The organism is Sedimentitalea nanhaiensis DSM 24252, assembly GCF_000473225.1.
Lineage (GTDB): Bacteria > Pseudomonadota > Alphaproteobacteria > Rhodobacterales > Rhodobacteraceae > Sedimentitalea > Sedimentitalea nanhaiensis.
On record NZ_KI421510.1, the window covers coordinates 21,315 to 44,027 of the forward strand.

The window sequence follows — 22,713 nt, forward strand, 5'->3', positions numbered from 1 at the left end:
GGTGTACAGCGCGTCTGACGCGTTTTGCCGTCAGAACGGGAATGCCACGATCAAGTGAGTCCGGCAAGAAGAATCTAGATGTAGTGTGAAAGTTATCCACAGCACCAATACGTAAGTCACATAAAGATACCCGCAAGTTTTTGATTTTATGGTAATAAATCCACAAGACCGTGCTTCAGGCCACTCATGAGCATTTTTTGGACGGTATTGGCTAAACCCATGCAACCAATGGCACAATTGACCTTCTGACGGTGTCTGGAGCGATAGATTCAGCTGTTTGGGTCTCTGCTAGTTACGGTTGGGGGTGAGCCGATTCTGATGAAATTAGGCCAAGCCGCTCCGCCCGTTCCAACAGCATCCTGACGGAGGACGGTTGCCAGCTGGTGCGGCCTCGAGGGGTGCGCTCACGCATGGATTCCAACCGGTCGCAGATCGCTTGTAGCGTGATATCTGGGTCCGACCCTTTGATGGCCGCCACGATGGCCGGCAGGCGGTCATCGGTTTCGCGGCGTCCGGCGCGCCGAAGCACCTCGGCAGGCAGGAAACCGTCTCTGACATAGGCCTTCACAGCGCGGAGCAGGCGGCTTTGGGTCCAATGGCGATCTGGGGGCAGGGGGGCCATTGATAATCCGCAGCACGTCTTCCCAAGCAATATCGGGGCGCAAGCGGCGCACGTGGGGCACCCAATCCTGCGCGGTCTCGTCCAAGCGCTCCATATAGCCGTCCTGTCGCGCCAGCCGCACCTTGCGCAGCGCAGCGGGGTCTTTGGCGCGCGCAGAGACAAGCCCGGCCTTCGTGCGCTCACGGATTAGGGCGCGTTCGAACTCGGCCGCGGCGTCCAGAACCTGCAGCCTAAACTTGCCTTGCGGCGATGCAGTGTCGATGGGGTCCTGCAGGGAGCGGAAGAAGGCGCCCTTGGCCTCCAGACGCTCAATCACCTCGAGAAGGTGCGACAAAGACCGCGCGAGGCGGTCGATCCGGACGACGACCAGCGTGTCGCCCTTGCCGATCCGCTCCAGCACACGTGCAAGCACCGGACGCGCACGATTGCCGCCTGAGGCGTGCTCTTCAAAGATCTCGGCGCATCCCGCCGATTGCAGCGCCTCGGACTGGGGCAGGGGGGTCTGATCCTCTGTGGATACGCGCGCATAGCCTATCAGGGGCATGAAAACGGGCCATTTGCAATTTTAGATAACACTAATAAACGACGGATTGGCCGAGCAGGGCAGGGGGAGACGGTTGCTTGATGGCAAAGCTTGCCATATCCTCGCCGCGAAGGAGACAGCCATGGGCACCATGAACATCTCGCTGCCGGATCCGATGAAGTCCTGGGTCGAGGATCAGGCGAAGTCGGGACGCTACGCCAACTCGAGCGATTATGTCCGTGACCTGATCCGGCGCGACAGGATGCGGCACGATGCAATCGCTGAAATCCAGGCAGCGGTTGATGCCGGAATCGCCAGCGGCCCGGCAAAGTCGTTTGACTGCAACGCGTTCAAGGCCCGGATGCACGCGAAGCATGCCGGAAAATAGCAGATGGACCATCCGTCCTGCAGCGGAAGCCGATCTTGCGGACATTTGGATCCAGGGCGCGGCGGAATGGGACATGAGTCAAGCCGAGCGCTACGCAGATGGCCTGTTCGCGCTCTTTGACTTGCTTGCAGCTTATCCAGAGCTATGCTGAAATCTGGGTGATGCGGCTTGATCACGCGGCGCGGTTTTCGGTGTCGTTCTCGGCGACACCGTCGGTGAATGTGACGCCTTCGATGACCAAAGGCAACTGGTTCGCGCCCTTCAGGCGGCGCCATGTTTTGGCGGCGGTCTGAACGAGCTTGAACACCATCAGCTTCGCTGTCGTTTGCGACAGCGCCCCCTTGGTTCGGACGGTCCTGTGCCGGACGGTGGCGAAGACGCTTTCGATTGGGTTGCCCGTGCGCAGGTGATCCCAATGGTCGGCCGGGAAGTCATAGAACGCCAGCAGCGCGTCGCGGTCTTTTGTCAGGCAGTTTACCGCCTTCTCGTATTTGATCCCATATTTCTCGGCGAAGATGTCCATGGCGGCCTTGGCCTTAGCGCGGGTCTCGGCCTGCCATATCTCGCGCAGGTCGGCCTTCACCGTCGGCTGCATCGATTTCGGGAACTTGTTCAGCACGTTGGCGATCTTGTGGACCCAACAGCGCTGATGACGCGTGCCGGGGAAGACCTCGTCGAGCGCCTTCCAGAACCCCATGGCCCCGTCTCCCACGGCGATCTCCGGCGGGACGGCAAGGCCGCGGGCCTTGATGTCGACCGGCAACTCGCGCCAACTCTGCGCGCTTTCCCGAACGCCGATCTGGAAGCCGACCAGTTCCTTCTTCCCTTCGGGCGTGGCGCCCAGAATGACCAGCATGCACTCGGCCTGCGGCTCCATCCGGGCCTGGAGGTAGACGCCGTCCGCCCAGATGTAGACATACCGCCGCGCCGAAAGATCACGGCGCTGCCAGCGGTCATGTTCCTGCTGCCATTCCCCGGTCAGGCGCGAGATTACGCCCGGCGACAGGTTTGGCGCCTCCGCCCCCAAGATCGCAGAGAGCGCCTCCCGGAAGTCGCCGGTGGAAATGCCGCGCAGGTAGAGGACTGGCAGCAGGGCATCGAGGCTGCGCGACCGCCGCGCCCATTTCGGCAGGATGGCGGAGCTGAACCGCACCTTCTCGTCAGCAGGTCCGGCCGCGCGGTCTCGCACCTTCGGGCGGCGCACATCAAGCGCGCCGATCCCGGTCTGGATGCTTCGCTCCGGCCCATACCCATGCCGGACGATACGCTGCCGGCCATCCGGCAGGACCTCTTCGGCATGCTGAGCGACGAAGGCGTCAGCCTCTGCCCGAAGTGCAGCGGCCAGCATCCGGCGCGCCCCATCCCGGGCAATCTCGGTCAGCGGATCGTCAACAGATTCCGGCTGACGCAGGGCGATGATGTCGGTATTCTTCGTCATAGGCGTATCGTTCCTTCTGGAAGTTCTGGCAGGCTTCGACACCCGCCACGATACGCCGCCTTCTCAAACACCGTCACCCATTTCCCAGCATAGCTCGCTGAAAAGAGATGGCCCGGGAGCGGGAAGAATTCACGCCGCCGGTGCGCATCCATCCCAGCGGGTCGCATCTGGTGATCTACCGGCGGGAAGGGCAGGGGGTCGAGATCATCCGTATCCTGCATACCCATCAAGACCTTATGGCCTATCTGAACGACGGCTGACCAGTTACAGTCCAGCCGCCTTGGTCAGGTTGACGCGGAACCTGTCGCGGCGGCGCTGGTAGCGGCGGGTCCTCGAGCCGGCCGACATTGGCAAGCCCCCAGAGCCCACCGAACAGGCAGAACAGGATCGCCAGCCAGACGGCCACGGGGCGACGAATGGCGCCCCGCGCAATACTCATGCGTGCTGCATCAACCGTGTCGGATGCCATGCCGGTCATTCTCCCGTTCCGCAGTTCGTTGGACGACGGCCAAAGCGCCCGCCGTCAGAGGCCGACGACCGCGAGACGACCAAGGTTTGCGTCCGTCGCCTCGGCCTCGATGCGCGCAAGATCGGCGTCCAGCGCGCGCCGCAGCGACCGCCAGTATCGACATCGACAGGTCCGAATCCGCAGTGTCCAGGCCGTTCAGCGATGCCAGATGCCGGCGCAGCGTGCGGTGCTGCGCATCCTGCGGCAGGCCGGCCTCGAGCGCATCGTGTTCGGCCAGCATCTCCTTCAAGAGCGCCGCCATGAGGCCGCGCTTCGTCGGGAAATTGTAGAGGACACCTCCCTTCGACAGCCCCGCTTCGCGGGCGACCGCCTCGAAGGAGGTGTGCGCAACGCCCTCGCGCGCGGCAATCGCACGCGCCGCGGCAAGGATCCGCAGACTTGCATTCCGGCGCGCGCTTTTCTATTCCTGCATCAAGACTGTACCATCCGGTCGGTATAGGTGAGCGGCGAGACAGCGTCGCCTCCACATGGGGTCAAGGCGACCTGGCAGATTCGTTGGAATGCCGGTTTCCGGTCGGGCGAGGGACTGATGACACGCTTCAATTCCGTTCTTGTACTAATCGCGGGGCTGGCCCTTGTTGGGGCGGGGTTCTTCCTCTGGCGCGGCGACGGCACCGGGACGACCCCCGACGGATTTGCTCGTGGAAACGGGCGAATCGAGGCGGTGGAGATCGACGTGGCGGCCACGCGCCCGGGGCGGATTGCGCGCATCCAGGTGCGTGAGGGACAATTGGTCGCAGCCGGCGATCCGCTGGCTGAACTGGATGTCCGGCAGTTGCAGGCTGCGCGTCATCAGGCCGAGGCCGAGCGCCAGAGAGCCGAGATCGCGGTCGAGAATGCCAGGCTGCTGGTCGAACAGCGTGCGGCCGAGGTACGGGCCGCCGAGGCGGTTCTGGCTCAGCGAGAGTCGGCGGAGGTCGTGGCCCGACGCCAGTTGGAACGGTCAGAGGCGCTGACCGCTGGAAACGTCACGTCCGAGCGCGCCCTGGAACTTGATCGGTCGAACGCGCTCGGGGCCCAGGCGGCTGTCGCCTCGGCCGAGGCCGCCCTGGCGGCGGCGCGGGCCGGCGTGACCTCGGCCAAGGCCTCGGTGATCGGCGCCGAGGCGGCGGTCGCGGCAGCGACGGCCGCCGTCGAGGCGATCGACGTCCAGATCGAGGACAGCACCCTGACGGCACCGCGCGACGGCCGCGTGCAGTTCATCGTGGCGCGCGAGGGCGAGGTGGTCGGCGCGGGCGGCCGGATCGTCAACATGGTCGATCTGGGCGAGGTCTACATGACCTTCTTCCTGCCGACCGCGGCTGTCGGCCGGATCGGGCTGGGCACCGAAGTGCGGCTCATCATGGACGCGGCCCCGGGCATCGTCGTGCCGGCCGAGGTGTACTTCGTCTCGGACGTGGCGCAGTTCACGCCCCGCACCGTCGAGACCGAGGTCGAGCGCGATAAGCTGATGTTCCGCGTCCGCGCCCGCATCGCGCCGGAACTGCTGGCGAAATATGCCGACTACACCAAGACCGGCCTGCCCGGGGTCACCTGGGTCCGGCTCGACCCCGCTGCCCCCTGGCCTGCTGAGGCCGACGGGCGCGTCCTCGAATGACGCCGACCGCCCCCGTCGTGCGGGCCGACGGCTTGTCGCTTCGCTACGGCCGGGTCACAGCACTTGATCGGGTGACGCTTGATCTTCCGGCAGGCTGCGTCGTCGGGCTGATCGGCCCGGACGGGGCGGGGAAGTCCAGCCTGCTTGCGCTGATTTCTGGGGCCCGCAAGCTTCAGGAAGGGCGGCTTGAGGTCTTGGAGGGCGACATGGCGCGCGCCCGCCACCGGGCGCGCATCTGCCCACGTATCGCCTACATGCCACAGGGTCTGGGGCGGAACCTCTACCCGACGCTTTCGGTGCGCGAGAACGTGGAGTTCTTCGGGCGCCTTTTCGGCGAAGGCCGGGCGGAACGGGACCGCCGGATCGCCGACCTGCTTCAAGCGACCGATCTCGACGCCTTCGCCAACCGCCCGGCGGCCAAGCTGTCGGGCGGCATGAAGCAGAAACTGGGCCTGTGCTGCGCGCTGATCCACGAACCCGACCTGCTGATCCTCGACGAGCCGACCACAGGCGTCGATCCGCTGTCGCGGCGGGAGTTCTGGGCGCTGATCGGCCGCATCCGTGCTGGTAGCCCCGGCATGAGCCTGATCGTGGCCAGCGCCTACATGGAGGAAGCTGCGAACTTCGATCACCTCGTGGCGATGGACGAAGGGCGGGTGTTGGCCACCGGCAGTCCCGCCGACCTGCTGGCCCAGACCGGCTCGGAGGATCTCGACGCGGCCTTCATCGCGCTTCTGCCCGAGGAACGGCGCGCCCGCCATCATGAACTGGTCATCCCGCCGCGCAAGCGCGAAGCTGTGAACGGCCCTGTGATCGAGGCCGAGAATCTGACCGTCCGCTTCGGCGACTTCACCGCAGTTGACAACGTCAGCTTCCGCATTCAGCCGGGCGAGATCTTCGGCTTCCTCGGGTCGAACGGCTGCGGCAAGACCACGACGATGAAGGTCCTGACCGGGCTTCTGGAACTGTCCGAGGGCAGCACGCGCCTCTATGGCCGCAAGATCGATGCCCGCGACATGGAAACGCGCAAGCGCATCGGCTACATGACGCAGAGCTTCTCGCTCTATTCCGAACTGACGGTGCGGCAGAACCTCGACCTGCACGGGCGGCTGTTCGACATGGCCCCGGCCGAGATCGCCCCGCGCATCGCCGAACTGGCGCGGCGCTTCGATCTAGAGGACGTGCTGGACAGCCTGCCCGCAGCTCTTCCGCTAGGGGTCCGGCAGCGGCTGTCGTTGGCGGTTGCGCTGATCCATCAGCCCGAGATCCTGATCCTCGACGAGCCAACTTCGGGCGTCGATCCGGTGGCGCGCGACCAGTTCTGGCAAGCGCTGGCTGACCTGTCGCGCAAGGACGGCGTGACGATCTTCCTGTCCACGCACTACATGTCGGAAGCCGCGCGCTGTGATCGCGTCTCGTTCATGCACGCCGGCCGTGTGCTGGTCTCGGGCGCGCCCGAAACAATCCGGCAGGAGGTCGGTGCGGCAACGCTGGACGATGCCTTTGTCCACCATCTTCGTCGGGCTGCGGATGACGGCGCAGCCCATCCACCCGCGACCATTGTTGCACAGCCGAACGGCCGAGAGACCCGACCGCCCGGGCGCTTCAGCCTGGCCCGACTGTTCGGCTTTTCCTGGCGCGAGGCGCTGGAGCTGCGCCGGGATCCAATCCGCCTAACGCTGGCCAGTGTCGGCAGCGTGATCCTCATGATCGTGCTGGGTTACGGCATCTCCATGGATGTTCAGAACCTGAAATTCGCGGTGCTCGACCTCGATCAGACTATTCTCAGCCAGTCCTATGTCAACGACCTTGCCGGATCGCGCTATTTCCACGAAGCGCCCCCTCTGACGGGCTACGACGATCTCGACGCGCGAATGCGCGCGGGCGAAATCAGCCTTGCACTTGAGATCCCGCCCGGCTTTGCCGCCGACCTCGCCCGGGACCGCCCGGTCGAGATCGGCGCTTGGTTCGACGGCGCGATGCCGATGCGAGCCGAGACGGTGCGCGGCTACGTCCAGGGGATGCATGTGCATTGGCTAACGGACCAGCTCCGCCAAGCCTACGGAGAGGACGCCGTGGCTGGCGACTATGCGCTGGAGGTGCGCTTTCGCTACAATCCCGATGTGGAAAGCCTTGCCGCCATGGTCCCCGCGGTCATTCCGCTTCTGCTCATGCTGATCCCGGCCATGCTGGCCGTGCTGTCCGTCTCGCGCGAGAAGGAGACGGGCTCCATCGTCAACCTCTATGTCACGCCTGCCCGGCGGCTCGAGTTCCTGCTGGGCAAGCAGGTGCCCTATGTCGCCCTCGGCTTCGTCAACTACCTGCTGCTGCTGGCGCTGGCAGTCCTGGTCTTCGGCGTACCGGTCAAGGGCAGCCTTCTGGCGCTGTCTGCCGGTGCGCTGGTCTATGTCGTGCTGGCGACCGGGCTCGGGCTGCTGATTTCCGCCTTCACCCGCAGCCAGGTGGCGGCGCTGTTCTTCACTGCGCTCGCGACGCTTATCCCGGCGACGCAATATGGCGGCATTATCGACCCGGTGTCGTCGCTGGAAGGCATGGGCCGGGTGATTGGCGAGGTCTTCCCGACCAGCCATTTCGTCACGATTTCACGCGGCACCTTCGCCAAGGCGCTCGGCTTAGGCGATCTAGGGGGATCCTTCTTGCCGATGCTTGCCCTGGTGCCGGTGGTGGTGGCGCTCGGCGCGGTGTTCGTTCGCAAGCAGGAGAAATAGGGGTTGCGACCAAGACATGTGATACATCTTGCCGTGAAAGAATTGCGCGGCCTGTTGCACGACCCGCTTCTCATGGTTTTGGTGGTCTACGCGTTCACGCTAGACATATACACCCACGCCACCGCCATGCCCGAGACGCTGAACCGCGCCACCATCGGCATCGTGGACGAGGATGCCTCGCCGCTCACGCGCCGCATGGCAGATGCCTTCCTCGCACCCTATTTCGTGCCGCCGGCGCAGATTGGCCTGGCCGAGATGGATGCGCGGATGGATGCCGGGATCGACACGTTCTCGCTGGTGATCCCCCCCGATTTCCAGCGCGACCTGCTGGCGGGCGACCGGCCGGAGCTGCAACTGAACGTCGATGCCACACGGGTCAGCCAGGCCTTCACCGGCGCCGGCTATATCCAGGCGATCGTCGATCAGGAAATTACCGGTTGGGCCGCCCGCGATGCCGCTGCGGCTGCGCCTCCGGTCGATCTGGCTGTGCGGGCGCGGTTCAACCCGGCGCTGGACCCCGGCTGGTTCGGCGCCCTTACAGCGGTGATCAGTGCCGTCACCATGCTTTCGATCATCCTGTCGGGCGCAGCCCTGATCCGCGAACGCGAACACGGCACGGTCGAACACCTGCTGGTGATGCCTGTCACGCCGGCCGAGATCATGACAAGCAAGGTTCTCAGCATGGGCGCGGTGGTGCTTGTGGCAACCGGGCTGTCGCTGAACTTCATGGTCCAGGGGGTGCTGGAGGTGCCGATAGCCGGCTCGGTCACCCTGTTTCTTGTCGGGGTGGCGCTGCATCTTTTCGCCACCACCTCTCTGGGTATCCTGCTGGCCACGATCTCCGGCTCGATGCCGCAATTTGCCATGCTGCTGTTGCTAGTCCTCTTGCCGCTGGAAATCCTGTCGGGCGGCATGACCCCGCGCGAATCCATGCCCGAGGCGGTGCAGTACGCAATGCTCGCGGCGCCCAACACGCATTTTATCGCCCTTTCGCAGTCGGTCCTGTTCCGCGGCGCGGGGCTTTCGGTGGTCTGGCCGCAACTTCTGGCACTGGCGCTGATCGGCACCGCTATGTTTTCCATTGCACTGCGTCGGTTCCACGGGCTCCTGAGGTGACCGAAAGGCGGCAGGGCATACCGACAAGGCGGGCGACGCTCGCACTGATGGGAGCTGCGGCGGTAAGCGCCTGCGGTGTAGAACCGCGCATCCCATACCGCCCGGATGACAGGGCCGCGACACCGTTGCTGGGTGCACCCTATCGCATCCGCACGGACGCGGCGATAGAGGACTATCCACCGGACCTGGGCCCGAGGTTTCGCGAGAACGGACGGTCGCATTACCTGGCCATTTCCGGGGGTGGCGCAAACGGTGCCTTTGGCGCGGGTGTCCTGGCGGGCTGGACCGCTTCCGGAACGCGACCGACCTTCTCGGTCATAAGCGGCGTCAGCACCGGGGCGCTGATCGCACCGCTCGCGTTTCTGGGCCCCGAACATGATGTTACGCTGCGCAATCTCTATACCGGCGGCGTTGCCGAGGGCATCGGCGGCAAGCCCTCGCTGCTGGGGTTGCTTACGCGGGGTGCGCTTGTCGATCCCCAGCCGCTGCGCCAACTGGTCGAATTTTTCGTCTCACCCTCGCTGCTGCGTGGAGTCGCGCAAGAACATGCCCGAGGCCGACGCCTCTTCGTATTCACGACCGATCTGGACGCCCAGCTCGGGGTGATCTGGAACATGGGTGCGATTGCGGGCAGCGGCGATCCGGGCGCTCTGTCCTTGTTTGAGGACGTCCTGATGGCCTCGGCCGCGATCCCGGGTGCATTTCCGCCGATCCGTATTCGCGGGCAGACCGCTGACGGCCGCACCTTCGAGGAACTGCACGGAGACGGTGCCGTCGTGTCGAACGTCTTCACATTGCCCGAGACTGTGCTGTTCTCGTTCCAGGGACAGCGCGCGGTCGGGGCGGCGCTGACCGACATCCACATGCTGATGAATGTCAATCTCGAACCGGAATTCAACGTCGTGGCGGTGCGACCGAGCGCGATCACCGCCCGCTCGGTTTCGACGTTGCTGAAGTACCAAATGCTGCGCCAGGTCAACGCGACCCATGACTTTGCACACGCTGCCGGAATCGGCTTCCATGTCACCTCTATTGACATGGTCGCGCCCGACGATGTCGACACCCTCGAGTTCAATACCGCCTATATGCGCGCCCTCTATGCCGAAGGTTTCCGGCGGGCACGCGCTGGGTCGGCGTGGTCAGCGGCTCTGCCACCTCTGGAAGGGGGTGAAGCGATCGTGAGCGCGGGTTAGGACCGCCAGATGACGCACAAGCCGTAGCGGCGGCACCATCCTTTTCACGCCTTCCCAAAAAGTTCCGAATCCTCGACAACCTTCTGCGCCAGAAGCAGGCTGCACCCTAGACTGTCACTTAGTTCGGCCGCGATCGAGCGGCTCAACCAGCGCGTCCAGAAACCGTGCCGGTGGTGTCCGACAACGACAAGATCCGCCTCGGTCTCAACGGATACCCTGGTGATGGTTGCGACGGGATCGCCGAACTCGATCCGGACCTGCGGCGAAAGCCCCATCCCCGTCAGCCGCTGGCGGCCCTCCTCCAGGATTGCGTCCAGATCGGCCTTCTGCTGGCCCAGGGCAACGGTATCGGCCCCGATCGCGTAGACATTGCCCGAGGCTGTCTCGACCACCGCCAGAAGAGTCACGGCAGCGCCCGTGATCTGCGCAAGGCGCGCGCCCTCGCGTAGCGCCAATCGCCCTTCGCGAGAGCCATCATAGCAGAGCAGGATTCTGGAATACACGGCTTGGCCTCCGGGCTCGAATTTAGTCTTGCAAGACGGTTGCTTGCATACTAATTAGCTTCCTATCTTTTTGCAAGACAACCAGAAGCAAGAGCTGATGACTGCTGCACCAGACATGGCGGAGACCTTCACACGCGCTCTGGCAATTGTGTCGCGCCAGTGGAAGCGCAGGCTCGACGTACAGTTTCGTCATCTGGGTCTTTCACAAGCACGCTGGGGCGTGATTTTAGAACTGTCCCGGCACGAGGATGCGACCCAGATCGAACTGGCGCGCGTCCTTGGCATCGAGGGGCCGACCCTGGTGCGCTTGCTGGACGGTCTTGAAAGAATGGGGTTTGTCGAGCGCCACCCAAGTGCCGAGGACCGACGCGCCAAGAAACTGGTCCTGACTGAAGCAGCGATGAGGATTCTTGAGAGGATGAAGTCGATCGCCGCAAATAGTCGCTTGGAAGTTCTTGAGGACATTCCTGCGGACGATCTTCGCACCGCGACCCGCGTCCTGGCGCAGATTGCATCCCGGCTGGAGAAGATGGGTAATGACGAAAATGGATGAGATCAAACCGGCAGCACCCGAAGCAAAGGAGACAGGCGAGACCTCCGTGCCGGATTTGCCAAAACCGGCTGCGCGGCGCAGCCGGGTTAAATGGACCCGGCTGTTGGTCGTGGCGGCAGTCCTTGGGGTCGTGGCCTGGCTGGGAACCCCGTGGATCATAGCACGGTTCACTCAGGTCCATATCAACGATGCCCGCATCGCAGCGAGCGTCGTGACCGTGTCGAGCGAAGTCGCTGGCCGCGTGACCGAACTTCCGGTGCTTGTCGGGGATTCGGTCGCTGCGGGAACTGTTCTAGCGTCGATCGACCAGGAATCGTCGCAGCCGCAACTCGATGCCGTCATCGCAAAGCTGGCGGCGACAGATGCCCAGCTTTCTGAACTCGAAAACCGCAAGGGCATGCTGACCGAGCAGCTTGCTGCGCGGCGAGAAGCAGCCAATGCCGGCATCGCGGCTGCCGAAGCCAACCATGAAGCCGCGCTTGCCGTGCTGCAGAATACGCAAACCCGCCACGACCGTGTGGTTAAACTGGCCGAGCAGAATGTTTCGTCGCAACAATCGCTTGATGAGGTGAACGCGGCCCTCGCCACAGCGACACAACAGGAGCGCGCAGCCTATGCCGCAACAGAAGCCGCACGGGCAGATCTTGCAATCGTCGAAGCAGACGCAGCCCAAATCGCTGTACTGGACTCTCAGATCGATTCTGTCAGGGCAGGGCGCGTCGCGATCGAGGCGGAACGTCGGCTGAAGGAAATCGATCTCGCGCACCGTACGATTGACGCCAGCTTCGACGGTATTGTTGACGCGACCTTCGTTGATGTCGGCGAGTATGTAACCCCCGGAACAAGACTGGTGATGTATCACGCGCCCGAGAATGTCTGGATCGATGCCAACGTCAAGGAAACCGAGTTTTCCAGGTTGCGTGTGGGGTCCAGAGCCAGCATCACTGTCGACGCCTTCCCCGGTCGGACCTTCGAGGGCGAGGTGATCGGCATGGGCGGCGCGGCGACCAGCCAGCTTGCCTTGCTGCCCAGCCCGAACCCGTCGGGCAACTTCACCAAGGTCACCCAGCGCCTGCCGATCCGCGTCTCGATCGATGCCGATGGTGTGGAACTGCGACCGGGCATGATGGTTGAGATCTATGTCGATGTCGCAGGTTGATCGCTTTTTCGAGCGGTATGGTCCGGCCTACAAGTGGTACGCCACCGGCACTATCATGGTGGCAACCATCTCGGTGGTTCTCTCGACCACGATCGTGAACGTCGCCATCCCGGCGGTGATGGGCGCCTTCGGGATCAGCGCGGTGCAGGCGCAATGGATTTCGACGGGGTTCCTTGCCGCCATGACCGCCACGATGCTGCTGGCCGACTGGGCGGACCGCGCCTTCGGCATGCGGTTGACCATGAATGCCGCGATGGGCGTCTTTCTGGCCGGCTCGGTCGTCGGCGGTCTTGCTCCGAATGAAACCATGCTGACGTTGGCGCGCGTCGTCCAGGGTGCCGCAGCAGGCATTGTCCAGCCGCTGGCGATGATCATGTTGTTCAAGGTCTTCCCCCCTGACAAACGTGGTGCGGCGATGGGTATCTACGGGGTGGGTGTGGTGCTCGCCCCCGCTCTCGGGCCCTGGATCGGCGGCGTATTGATGGACGCCTTCGACTGGCGCTTCGTCTTCTATCTGGGCCTTCCCTTCGCCGGGGTCGCCATCCTGCTGTCAAACCTTTTTCTGCCAGGTCGAGAGCAGACCGGGCCGCTTCCCGCTTTCGACTTCCCGGGCGTCGCGATCCTTGCGGTCTTTCTCGCAGTCATCCTCAGCACATTGTCGAATGCTCAGCGTCTGGGATGGGATTCGAACATGACACTTGTAGGCTTTATGGTGTCCGCAGCCTCGGCCGCAGGATTCATTCTATGGGAGCTTCACACCGACAAACCCATGCTCGACATGCGGCTCTTTGCCAATTTTGCCTTCGTTTCAGCCTCGGTGGTGTCCTTCATCATGGGGGCAGGGCTTTTTGGCTCGACCTATCTCTTGCCCGTCTTTGTCCAGCAGATCCAGGGCATGACGCCGACGCAAGCGGGTCTTCTGCTGATGCCGTCGGGCTTCGTGATGCTTATCGTTTTCCCGATCGCAGGGCGCCTGTCCGACAGGGTTCCAGCCGCAATCCTGATCGGCATCGGCATGGCGATCTTCGCTTGGTCCTCGTGGCTGATGGCGGATGCGAATATCAACACGACATTCTGGACACTTGCCTGGTGGACCGTGATTTCCCGGGTGGGTCTAGGGCTGGTGTTCCCGGCAATTTCCTCAGGAGCTTTGAAAGTATTGCCCCGGCATCTCCTGGGGCAGGGCTCTGGGGCATCGAACTTCATCCGCCAGCTCGGCGGCGCCTTCGGGGTCAACTTGCTCACTGTGTTCATTGAGCGGCGCACAGTCATGCACGCCGATGCCTTTGCAGCCACGCAAACCAGCGACAATACCACCACGATGGAACTTCTGCGCGAAGTCGCCGGCCTGATGCATTCGTCAGGGCTGCCAGACACGCAGCTCCTACCGGCCGCAGCCTCATTTCTGGGGCAGACCGTGGTGATCCAATCATCAAACGCTGCGTTTCAGGACGGCTTCATGGTAGTGTTCGCGATCTTCGTTCTGGCGCTCGTACCGACCTGGTTCATGTGGCGGGCCAGAACCTGAGCGCCCGCCGGACCGGCCGAGGTCAGACCGAGCACAGCGCCGCGGCCCGGCCCGCCGCCGCATGCGCGGCGATTACCGCGCCGTTCAGGTAGCCTGGATTGCGGGGCGCGGTCTCGCTGCCGGCAAGGGTCAGACGATCCGACCAGGGCGCAGGCAGGGCGAAGACCTGTGGCGCCGGATGGCCAGGGTCAGTCAGGTCGCCCGGGGTCGCGGTCAGGACGTCCGCCGCCCAGTCCTTCAGCCGCACCGACCGCGGCTCGGCGGCCGCCGATCCGAACAGGCGCACAAGCTGCGCGGTGCAGGCCGCGATCACCGCCGCCTCGCCGATCTGCTGACGCCCGGCAGCGGAAAGCCCGACGAAGCCGAACAGCGCCGCCTCGCCCGCGCTGCTCGTGGCGTCGTGGATCTCGGTCATTGGGCCGACCAGGCTTTGCGCCCCTCCCGAAAGGCCGGCCTCGCGCCAGAAGCGCCTCGGATAGACGGCGAGGAACTTGGCATGGGGAGCCATCCAGGTCGGCGTCCGGCGCCACAGATCGAGCACGCCCGGAGAGGGTGCCGGATCGAGCGTCAGGCCCTGCGCGATCAGCCGGGGTGGCAGTGCCAGGATGACGTGATCGGCCCGCACCTCGCCCTCGGGCAGGGTAAGGACGACCGCATCCTCGGCCCGCGTCAGCCGCCGGACCGGCGCGCCGAGGCGGATGCGGTCGCGCGGGATCACGGCGGCCAGCGCCTGCGTAAGCGCCCCCGTCCCGCCCGCGATCCGCCAGGACGCGACGCTACCGGGATGGGGCACGCGCAAAGGTGGCTCCTGCGGATGGCGCTCGAAAAGCATCTGCCCAGCCTCATCCTGCCTCTGGCAGGCCAAGCCGAGTTCCGCCACCAGCGCGGCGATCTCGGGCTGCATGTCGGGCCAGAACCAGGACGGGCCCAAATCGAAGCCGGCACCGGGTGCGCCATCCGCCCCGACGGTCAGGATACGCCCGCCAAGGCGCGGCCGCGCTTCGTAGAGCCGGACATCCGCGCCGGCCCGCCACAGCAGCCGGGCCGCGTTCAGCCCAGCGAGCCCGGCCCCAACGACAGCGATGCGGCCTTCGGTCATGCCGCCGCACCCGGCAGGGGCAGCACATCGGCGTGTTGTAGCGGCGCATCCTTGAGCCAGACCCCCGCGCCCTCGGCCTCGGCCACCAGGGCAAGCCCGGCAGGCAGGCGCAGCCAGCTCTGTGCGGTCAGTTCCTCGCCCCCGACGCGCAGGCTGCCCGACAGCACCATCATTTCCAGCCCGCGCGGGTTGTCGCGCCGGATCGTGCCGTCCCAGGTCTCGATGCCGACCCGTTCGAACCCGTCGTCGAAGAGGACACCCTCAGCCTGTCCGGGCGGCAACGCGATCTGCGCAGTATCGCCAGCGCGGAACTGCCAGAGCCGCACGAAGATCTCGCAGCCTTCGGCAGCGGCGGGGCTGTGGCGAGTGCCCGGTGGGTTGCGGAAATAGCTCCCGGCGGGATAGTCGCCGTGCTCGTCCTGGAAGGTGCCGACCAGCACCAGGATTTCCTCGCCGCCGGTATGGACATGTTCGGGAAAGGCGCTGCCGGGGGCATAGCGTACGATCGAGGTGGCGCGGGCGACCTCGGCACCGTCGCGATAAAGCATCTTGCGCTCGACCCCCGCGGCCGGGCTAGGCACCCAATCGAGCCGGCTGCCGTGGACAACCGTCGGGCGCGTGAAATTGGTGTTGAGCTGCATGATCTGCATCCGTGTTTTGGCATGAGAAGGAAGGGCGCACCCGGTCCGGGTGCGCCCGTGGCGTTGCGGCCCTACGACCGGGGTCAGGCCAGGCCGTGCCGCGAAAAGGGCAGCTCGCGCACCGCCTGCCCGGTCGCCCGGCGCACGGCATTGGCAACGGCGGGGCCGATCGGCGGGGTGCCGGGCTCTCCGATACCGGTGGGGGCCTGGGTAGAAGGCAGGATATGCACCTCGACCTCGGGCATGTCGGTGATGCGCAGGGGCGTGTAGTCGTAGAAGTTCGACTGGTCCACTTCGCCCTCGGTCAGGGTGATCTCCTCGCGAAGGATCGCCGACAGGCCGTAGCCCAGACCGCCTTCGATCTGGGCGCGGATGTTCGAGGGGTTGATCGGTACGCCGCAATCGACCGCGCAGGTCACGCGCACGACCTTGACCTTGCCGTCCTCGCGCATCCTCACGTCGGCCACCTCGGCCACATAGGAGCCGAAACTCTTGTGCACCGCGATGCCGCGCGTCAGCCCCTCGGGCAGGGCGCCGGCCTTGTCGGCGGCCATTTCCAGAACGCCGCGCGCGCGGGGATCGGCAAGGTAGCGCAGGCGGAATTCCACCGGGTCGGCACCGGCCGCCTGTGCCAGCTCGTCCATCATCGTCTCGACGACATAGGCGGTGTGGGTATGGCCAACCGAGCGCCACCACAGCACCGGCACGCCGACGCGCGGATGATGCACGTCCGCCGTCCAGCCCGGGATCGCATAGGGCGAGCTTTCGCCCAGCCCCTCGACCGAGGAACTGTCCACCCCGTCCTTCACTGCGAAAGGCTCGAAGGCCGTTCCCAGCATTATGCCCTGACCCACTACCCGGTGCTGCCAGAAGGCTATGTTGCCTTCGGCGTCCAGTCCGGCGCGGACCCGGTGCATGTGCATCGGGCGGTAGTAGCCGCCGCGGATGTCGTCCTCGCGCGTCCACACCAGCTTGATCGGGCGCGCCTCGCCATGCGCGTCGAGCCAGGCCTTCGCCACCATCGCCGCCTCGGCGACGTAGTGGCTGTCATAGATCGCCCGCCGCCCGAACGACCCCCCGCCCCAGAGCGTGTTGATCGTCACCGCCTCGGGGGCGATGCCCAGGACCTGCGCGCCAATGTTCTGATCGAGGGTCTGGATCTGCGAGCCGGTCCAGAAGGTGGCTGCCGTGCCGTCTAAGCGGACCGTCACGTCGATCGGCTCCATCGGCGCATGGGCGAGATAGGGGAAGAAATAATCCGCCTCGATCACCTGCGCGGCTTCTCGGCCCGTGGGCTCGGCCGCGTGGAACTGCGTGCCCTCGCGGTCGAGAAGCGCCGCGTATTCGGCGCGCAGCTCCTCGGTGCCACGGTTCTCGGCCGCGCTGAAATCCCACTCGGCCACCAGCGCGTCGCGCGCCCGGATCGCAGCCCAGGTGGTTTCGGCGATGACGGTGGCGCGGTCGGGCAGGCGGATCACGTCGATCACGCCGGGCATGGCGCGGGCGGCGCTGTCGTCGAGCGTGGCAAGCGTGCCGCCGAAGCGCGGGCTGCGCAGGCTGACGGCATGGACCATGCCCTCGATCCGCGCATCCATGCCGAACATGCCCGTGCTGCCTTCCGTCTTGCGCGTCACATCGACGCGGGGGAAAGACTTGCCGATATAGACCCACTGATCGGGCGATTTAAGCGTCACCTCGCCGGGCACCGTCTGACGCGCCGCGGCCTCGGCCAGGTCGCCGAAGGTGGCGCTGTTGTTCCCGGCGCTGACCCGGCCGCCCGCCACGGTGACGACGGCAGGATCCACGCCCCAGGTCTCGGCCGCGGCGGCCACCAGCATGGCCCGCGCGGTGGCGCCCGCCTCGCGATACTGCTGCCAGGAATTGGCCATGGCAGTCGAGCCGCCGGTGCCCTGCACCCCCATCAACGTGTTGGCATAAAGCGCGGTATTGGCGGGGGCGAATTCGGTCGTGACCTGCGCGGCATCGGCATCAAGTTCCTCGGCCACCAGCGTGGCAAGCCCGGTCGCCGTGCCCTGGCCCTTGTCGAGGTGCTTGACGATCACCACCACCCTGTTGTCGGGGCGGATATGGACGAAGGGCGTGGCTAGCCCTTCGGCGGCCCCCTCGGCGGCCGCCCGCCCTACGGGCAGCGCCGCGCCCAGCATCAGCCCGCCCGCGGCACCGGCGGAAAGTTTCAGGAAGCCACGGCGCGACAGCGGCGCGGCGCGAACGGCGGGAACGGCCCCCGCGATGATCCGGTCCAGCATGGTCAGCCCTCCATGATCTCAGCGGCGCGGTGGACCGCCTTGCGGATCCGCGCATAGGTGGCGCAGCGGCAGAGGTTGCCCTCCATCGCCGCGTCGATGTCGGCGTCGGTCGGCTTCGGCGTCCCGGCCAGAAGCGCCGCGGCCGACAGGATCTGCCCGGACTGGCAATAGCCGCATTGCGGCACCTCGATCTCGACCCAGGCGGCGCGGACCGCCTTTGCGGCGGCATCGGACGCGCCCTCGATGGTGGTGATCTCCACCCCCTCCAGATCGCCCACCGCGCTCTGGCAGGACCGCGCCGGCACCCCGTCCAGATGCACCGTGCAGGCGCCGCAGGACGCCACGCCGCAGCCGAACTTGGTGCCAGTCAGGCCCAGTTCGTCGCGCAGCACCCACAGAAGCGGCGTGTCCGGCGCGGCAGATACCTCGCGCCGCGCGCCGTTGATCGTCAGCGTGATCATCATAACCTCCTTGGTCGGTTCAGCCCAGGTTCGGGGCGGTGGCCGTGAAGGCCGCATCGGCGGCCAGCTGCGTCCACCAGTCGGACATGCCCGGCACCGCCATCAGCGCGCCGCCATCCTCTGTCATCGTGGCATAGGCGACCAGCGGGCCAAGCAGATAATCAGCATAGCCCGGAGCATCCCCCGCGAGCCAGAGCGAACCGCCCCGGTTCTCGATCACAAGCCCGGCAAGGCGCACCGCGGCGTCAAGGTTCTGCCGCCGCGCATCTTCGTTCTTGCCGCCGACCAGATCAGGGAACAGGTGGTAGGCGACAAAGCCAATGATCGCGCCATAGCCGTAGTTGCCGATCAGCGCGGCCGTCTCGTCGGCCTTGGCGCGGCGCTTGGGATCGGCCGGCCACATCGCCTGATCGGGGTTGCGCGCCTCGAGATAACGGGCGATCGCCTCGGTCTCGCGCAGGCGCATCCCGTCGATGTCGAGCACCGGCACCTTGCCGAAGGGATGGCGGGCGAGGTGCTCGGGCTGGCGCGTCTCGCCGGCCAGCACGTTCACCGGAACCTGGTCGTATGCGATGCCCTTGCATGCAGCCGCCCTCCCCGAGCTGAAACGCTGCCTCTCCCTGCGACGTACCGCTGGCCGTGCCGTCTCCTCCGGAGCCAGCCCGACCAGCCGTCGCATGGTCGTGGCAACGCTGCATCTCGGCCATTCGGTAACGGTTGCTGGGGCGGGGCGGGTCGCTTCAATAGTCTCGTTTTTCCCGTGTCAGCCGGTGTTAGTCCTCGCTTTGCCGGACATGCTGTTCTGCCATCATTGACCGCAAAGGAGTTTCGACGACCGCCGGATCGCTCTGGCCAAAGCTGGCAGAGGGTCGGTGTTGGACGCGATGTAAAAAATCGCAAACTATTGGGATGCCGAAGAGGGTTGGTCCGAAATCGGGATGATCGTTCAATCATCGCGGCGAGCGCGATGTCAGGCGAAGAGCGCAAGAAGCGGTGCTACGGCCTTCTGCCAGCTGTCACGCGCTTCAAGCCGGCCGATCCAGCCCGCGATTCTGGGGAATTCGTCCAGCGAAATCCCCGCTTGGTCGCGATACATGAATGTCGTCGCCAGATAGAAGTCGGCAAGGCTGAGTGCGCCTGCAATCCAATCCTTATCGTCGAGTCCGGTTTCCAGAACGGCAAGGAACTGATCGGTGGCTTTCCGTTCCGCTTCGACCACAGTAGGATCAGGATCGCCCATGCCGAATTTCTCTTTGAGGAACAGCTCAAAGGACAACTTCTGCATCGCCGGGCCAAGGTGGATGGCTTGCCACCAGGCCCACTGATCGACGAGGGCCCGCGTCTTGAGGCCATCAGGATAGAGCCCTGCCTCGGGCCGGATCCCGGCCAGATAGGCACAGATCGCCCGGGACTCCCAGAGCACGAAATTCCCGTCCTCCAAAACAGGCACCTTTGCATTTGAATTGCGGGCAAGAAATTCCGCCGCGCGGTTGTCCCCGGCACGGATGTCGACCTCGACGATTTCGAGTTCCACGCCCAGTTCGTGCGCCACCGCCCGTACACGCAGCGCATTCGGTGAGAAGTTCGCGTTGTAAAGCCTCATGACATTTTCCAGCATTATTGTTCCTGCGGCGCCTGAAGAAGCGCCGCGCGGTTAGCGGCCAGGAAATCGGCCACCGACTGTCCGGGCTTGCCGGTGAGCGATTCGAGATCGCCGCTGGCCACATCGAGATAGCCCTGCGCGATTGCTTCGTCGAAGGAGGCAAAGACCCTCGCCATGAACTCCGGCAGTCCATTTGCGATCATCGCCTGCACCAGATCCTCGGCGGGCAGGGCGACATAGGGGATTTCCTTACCCGCAATTTCGGACAAGATCGCCGCGACCTCGGCCTGGCTGACCGTCTCCGGCCCGGTGATATCGAGGGTCTCCCTTCCCGTAGCTTTCATTAGCGCCGCGGCTGCGGCACGGGCGCAATCCGCGCGTGTCACATATCCGGTCTTGCCATCTGCTGCGGCAGAGAAATGCGTGCCCATGGCGACGCTCTGCTGGCCGCCCATCAACAGAAAGTCGGTGTACATATTGTTGCGTAGGATCGTATGATCCGCCCCACTTTCCGTGATCAGCTTCTCGGTCCCTTCGTGGTCTTGAGCGAATCCGATCGGACTTTCCGCGACCGGGCCTGCGAAGGAGGTATAGACGATGTGGTCGATACCTACCATCTTGGCCGCAGCAATCGCATTGGAATGAGCTGCGAGCCGCTTGCCCGGCTCCAGATCGTCGGTGGAGATGATGAGGAGACGCTTGCCGCCCGCGAAGGCTGCTTCAAGAGAAGCCGGGTCGTTGAAATCGCCCTCGCGCGCCTCGACTCTTTTTCCCGCCAGATCGGCAAGCTTGTCGGGAGTGCGCGAGATCGCGATGACCGGCCCGGCACCTGCCTGAACCAGCAGGTCGACCACCTGCCGGCCAAGTTGTCCGGACGCGCCGGTCACGATGAAGGGGCCGTTCTGGATGTTGGACATGGTATCTCTCTTATCTTGATGTTTCTGCAAGCGCGCTTGCGATCAATCGTGGATTTGGGTGGGGGCGGGATTCGCCAGCTTGCCGCGCGCGAAACCCCAGCTTGTGGTCAGGATTTTGATCATCACATCGACCTCTGCCTCATCGCGTGGAGCAAAGGCCATGATCGCATTGGCCGGGATGTATCCGGCCGAGGCCATCGGGTGCTGTTCGCCCCATCCCTTCGCGATGAGTTCCTCAACCGCCGCCAGCGGCAGCATCATGTGCGACGACCCGTCATAGGCGGGATGCACATGCGCAAATTCGCGTCCGATCATGAAGGCTTCGCGCGGGCCGCAGGCATGCGGCCGCGGCAGGACTAATGCTTCGGCGCCGGGGACCGAAATACCCGATCGGCAACGCTCGACGAAGGGCAGGGCGAAGGCCTTCTGCTTGAACAATGCGTGAATCTCGGCCGAGGAGTTCTGCGACACTTGCTCATGCGGGGCGCACTCGGTGGTTTCGGGGCGCGGACCCTGCCGCAAGGGAAGTTCGAAGCACATATCTGGTCCTATCCAAATCTGAACGCGCTTTCGACCGCGCCCAATACGTGATCCTCGAGGGTCTTTTCCCCCCGATCCGCAAGCGCGGCGCCGGCCACGACGTGCAATGGAATTAGATGTTCCTCGCGCGGATTGGCGTCGCGTGCGCCGGGTGCCCGATCCCAAGCAGCCAGCATGGCGCGGCGCGCCCCGGGGTCTTCATGGGTCACCGCACCCGTGAGCCATCGGTCAAAGTCGCCGCCGTTCACCGGGCCATCGGGTCCGCCCCTCATCGCCCGCATCATCTTGCCCATGTTGTGATAGGTGTTGCCGGACCCGATGATCAGAACACCTTCGTCTCGCAAGGGCGCCAACGCGCGACCAGCAGCAAGATGCGCCTCAGCGTCGAGATCGTCGCGCAGGCTCAGTTGGACGGTAGGTATGTCGGCCTCAGGCAAAGCCACCTTTAGCGGAACAAACACCCCATGATCGAAGCCACGCGTAGCGTCGGCCCGGGTTTCAAAACCCGCGCCGTTCTTCAATAGCTCGCTTGCACGGGCCGCCAGCGTAGGATCGCCTGGCGCGGGCCAGGTCAGCTGATAAGTATGGGGGGGAAACCCCTGATAGTCGAACAGCAGCGGCGGCGCGGAGTTGGTCTGCACGGTAAACACCCGTTCCTCCCAATGGCCTGAGATCACGAGAAGCGCCTTGGGCTTTGCCGGCAGGCTCGCAGGCAAAGCCTCAAGGAATCTGCGGTGCCTGTCCCAGGTGTCAGGCGGGTTCCAGTCCATGAAGAAGCAAGGGCCGCCTCCATGGGGAACAAACACTGTCGGCTGCCTTTCGGTCATTCTGTCGTCCTTTTGAACCCCAAGCCCGAGGGTGGATGGCCAGCGCCGTGGCAACTCCGCATCGGATTAATTCGTCTCTGTCGGAAACGTCGGCGCATATGCCGACTTTACCGCACGCACGCGATTGGCTGTCATCCACGAGGCGATCAGGAGCACCCAGGTCGCAAGAGCCGGTGGCCAGCCTGGATCGCCCGCGCCGACATGCGCCCCGAACGCCAACACCAGATGCCAGAACATCGCCGCGTAAGCCCAGTCCGCCAGCATCGCCGAAGGGCGCCAGAGAATCACCACCGCGCCGACAATCTTCAAAATCGCGAGCGGCCAGATGATGTATGTGGGATAGCCCAACACCTCGCGATACATGCCCGCGACCATATCGTGGGATGAGATGTAGAAAGTCGCCGCACCCAGATAGACCAGCGCCACAAGGCCGGTCGCGATCCAGTAGACATACTTTGCCACGTTGTCACTCATCACCGC

At 64.8% G+C, this 22,713-nt stretch carries 22 protein-coding genes and 1 pseudogene; 9 read left to right on the forward strand and 14 right to left on the reverse strand.

Annotation, left to right across the window (positions count from 1 at the left end):
• Window positions 1-292 precede the first annotated feature (292 nt).
• Window positions 293-1,166 (reverse strand): annotated as a pseudogene (locus NANH_RS27170) (recombinase family protein).
• Window positions 1,167-1,287: 121 nt separating this feature from the next.
• Between NANH_RS27170 and NANH_RS0123825 the strand changes: the two are divergent.
• Entirely contained in the window at window positions 1,288-1,533 is a 246-nt protein-coding gene (locus tag NANH_RS0123825) for a type II toxin-antitoxin system ParD family antitoxin (protein WP_027264276.1), read from the forward strand.
• Between the two features lie 172 nt (window positions 1,534-1,705).
• Here NANH_RS0123825 and NANH_RS0123835 read toward each other — a convergent pair whose 3' ends face one another.
• A complete protein-coding gene (locus tag NANH_RS0123835; protein ID WP_027264277.1) occupies window positions 1,706-2,971 on the reverse strand; it encodes an IS256 family transposase in 1,266 nt (421 codons plus the stop codon).
• A gap of 107 nt (window positions 2,972-3,078) precedes the next feature.
• Between NANH_RS0123835 and NANH_RS27180 the strand changes: the two genes are divergently transcribed.
• Window positions 3,079-3,231: a type II toxin-antitoxin system RelE/ParE family toxin gene (locus NANH_RS27180; RefSeq protein ID WP_154665592.1), complete on the forward strand. Its 153-nt coding sequence runs from the start codon at window positions 3,079-3,081 to the stop codon at window positions 3,229-3,231.
• A 189-nt stretch (window positions 3,232-3,420) separates the two neighbouring features.
• On the opposite strand, the gene NANH_RS29885 is transcribed toward NANH_RS27180, so the two are convergent.
• Window positions 3,421-3,876, reverse strand: coding sequence for a TetR/AcrR family transcriptional regulator (locus NANH_RS29885; RefSeq protein WP_081710581.1), 456 nt, complete (start codon window positions 3,874-3,876; stop codon window positions 3,421-3,423).
• A 153-nt stretch (window positions 3,877-4,029) separates the two neighbouring features.
• Between NANH_RS29885 and NANH_RS0123850 the strand changes: the two genes are divergently transcribed.
• From NANH_RS0123850 to NANH_RS27190, 4 genes are read left to right on the forward strand one after another with little or no spacing between them, the layout of a single operon-like run.
• Complete coding sequence (locus NANH_RS0123850; protein ID WP_027264279.1) at window positions 4,030-5,097, forward strand: HlyD family secretion protein; 1,068 nt, start codon at window positions 4,030-4,032, stop codon at window positions 5,095-5,097.
• Window positions 5,094-7,826, forward strand: a complete 2,733-nt coding sequence (rbbA, locus tag NANH_RS0123855; protein ID WP_027264280.1) for a ribosome-associated ATPase/putative transporter RbbA — start codon at window positions 5,094-5,096, stop codon at window positions 7,824-7,826. The genes NANH_RS0123850 and rbbA overlap by 4 nt, the downstream gene beginning before the upstream one ends.
• A 3-nt stretch (window positions 7,827-7,829) precedes the next feature.
• Entirely contained in the window at window positions 7,830-8,942 is a 1,113-nt protein-coding gene (locus NANH_RS0123860; protein ID WP_027264281.1) for an ABC transporter permease, read from the forward strand.
• Complete coding sequence (locus NANH_RS27190; protein ID WP_081710582.1) at window positions 8,939-10,135, forward strand: patatin-like phospholipase family protein; 1,197 nt, start codon at window positions 8,939-8,941, stop codon at window positions 10,133-10,135. Before NANH_RS0123860 ends, NANH_RS27190 begins: the two co-directional genes overlap by 4 nt.
• A gap of 44 nt (window positions 10,136-10,179) precedes the next feature.
• Here the strand turns inward: NANH_RS27190 and NANH_RS0123870 are convergent, their stop codons facing one another.
• Window positions 10,180-10,638 carry a universal stress protein gene (locus NANH_RS0123870; protein ID WP_027264282.1) on the reverse strand — a complete coding sequence of 153 codons (459 nt, stop codon included), beginning with the start codon at window positions 10,636-10,638 and terminating at the stop codon, window positions 10,180-10,182.
• 115 nt (window positions 10,639-10,753) lie between these two features.
• On the opposite strand from NANH_RS0123870, the gene NANH_RS0123875 reads away from it, so the two are divergent.
• Genes NANH_RS0123875 through NANH_RS0123885 form a run of 3 tightly spaced genes read left to right on the forward strand, consistent with a single transcriptional unit; the run spans window position 10,754 to window position 13,878 of the window.
• Window positions 10,754-11,191, forward strand: coding sequence for a MarR family winged helix-turn-helix transcriptional regulator (locus tag NANH_RS0123875; protein WP_027264283.1), 438 nt, complete (start codon window positions 10,754-10,756; stop codon window positions 11,189-11,191).
• Complete coding sequence (locus NANH_RS0123880; protein ID WP_245601548.1) at window positions 11,175-12,350, forward strand: HlyD family secretion protein; 1,176 nt, start codon at window positions 11,175-11,177, stop codon at window positions 12,348-12,350. Before NANH_RS0123875 ends, NANH_RS0123880 begins: the two co-directional genes overlap by 17 nt.
• On the forward strand, window positions 12,331-13,878 hold the full coding sequence (locus NANH_RS0123885) for a DHA2 family efflux MFS transporter permease subunit (protein WP_027264285.1): 1,548 nt from the start codon (window positions 12,331-12,333) through the stop codon (window positions 13,876-13,878). The genes NANH_RS0123880 and NANH_RS0123885 overlap by 20 nt, the downstream gene beginning before the upstream one ends.
• Before the next feature lie 22 nt (window positions 13,879-13,900).
• Here NANH_RS0123885 and NANH_RS0123890 read toward each other — a convergent pair whose 3' ends face one another.
• The 10 genes from NANH_RS0123890 to NANH_RS0123935 all read right to left on the reverse strand — a co-directional run bounded on the left by NANH_RS0123890 (window position 13,901) and on the right by NANH_RS0123935 (window position 22,707).
• Window positions 13,901-14,977, reverse strand: a complete 1,077-nt coding sequence (locus NANH_RS0123890; protein WP_027264286.1) for a flavin monoamine oxidase family protein — start codon at window positions 14,975-14,977, stop codon at window positions 13,901-13,903.
• Entirely contained in the window at window positions 14,974-15,618 is a 645-nt protein-coding gene (locus NANH_RS0123895) for a cupin domain-containing protein (protein ID WP_027264287.1), read from the reverse strand. The genes NANH_RS0123890 and NANH_RS0123895 overlap by 4 nt, the downstream gene beginning before the upstream one ends.
• Window positions 15,619-15,701: 83 nt before the next feature.
• Complete coding sequence (locus NANH_RS0123900; protein WP_027264288.1) at window positions 15,702-17,885, reverse strand: xanthine dehydrogenase family protein molybdopterin-binding subunit; 2,184 nt, start codon at window positions 17,883-17,885, stop codon at window positions 15,702-15,704.
• 2 nt (window positions 17,886-17,887) lie between these two features.
• Window positions 17,888-18,346: a (2Fe-2S)-binding protein gene (locus NANH_RS0123905; protein ID WP_027264289.1), complete on the reverse strand. Its 459-nt coding sequence runs from the start codon at window positions 18,344-18,346 to the stop codon at window positions 17,888-17,890.
• A gap of 19 nt (window positions 18,347-18,365) precedes the next feature.
• Window positions 18,366-19,025, reverse strand: a complete 660-nt coding sequence (locus NANH_RS27195; protein WP_081710583.1) for a glutathione S-transferase family protein — start codon at window positions 19,023-19,025, stop codon at window positions 18,366-18,368.
• Between the two features lie 291 nt (window positions 19,026-19,316).
• A complete protein-coding gene (locus NANH_RS0123915) occupies window positions 19,317-19,964 on the reverse strand; it encodes a glutathione S-transferase family protein (RefSeq protein ID WP_051372683.1) in 648 nt (215 codons plus the stop codon).
• Entirely contained in the window at window positions 19,964-20,866 is a 903-nt protein-coding gene (locus NANH_RS0123920; protein ID WP_027264291.1) for an SDR family oxidoreductase, read from the reverse strand. The genes NANH_RS0123915 and NANH_RS0123920 overlap by 1 nt, the downstream gene beginning before the upstream one ends.
• A 42-nt stretch (window positions 20,867-20,908) precedes the next feature.
• Window positions 20,909-21,406, reverse strand: coding sequence for a luciferase domain-containing protein (locus NANH_RS27200; RefSeq protein ID WP_036051542.1), 498 nt, complete (start codon window positions 21,404-21,406; stop codon window positions 20,909-20,911).
• Between the two features lie 8 nt (window positions 21,407-21,414).
• On the reverse strand, window positions 21,415-22,233 hold the full coding sequence (locus NANH_RS0123930; protein WP_027264292.1) for a DODA-type extradiol aromatic ring-opening family dioxygenase: 819 nt from the start codon (window positions 22,231-22,233) through the stop codon (window positions 21,415-21,417).
• A gap of 66 nt (window positions 22,234-22,299) precedes the next feature.
• Window positions 22,300-22,707, reverse strand: coding sequence for a DoxX family protein (locus NANH_RS0123935; RefSeq protein ID WP_036051544.1), 408 nt, complete (start codon window positions 22,705-22,707; stop codon window positions 22,300-22,302).
• Window positions 22,708-22,713 lie beyond the last annotated feature (6 nt).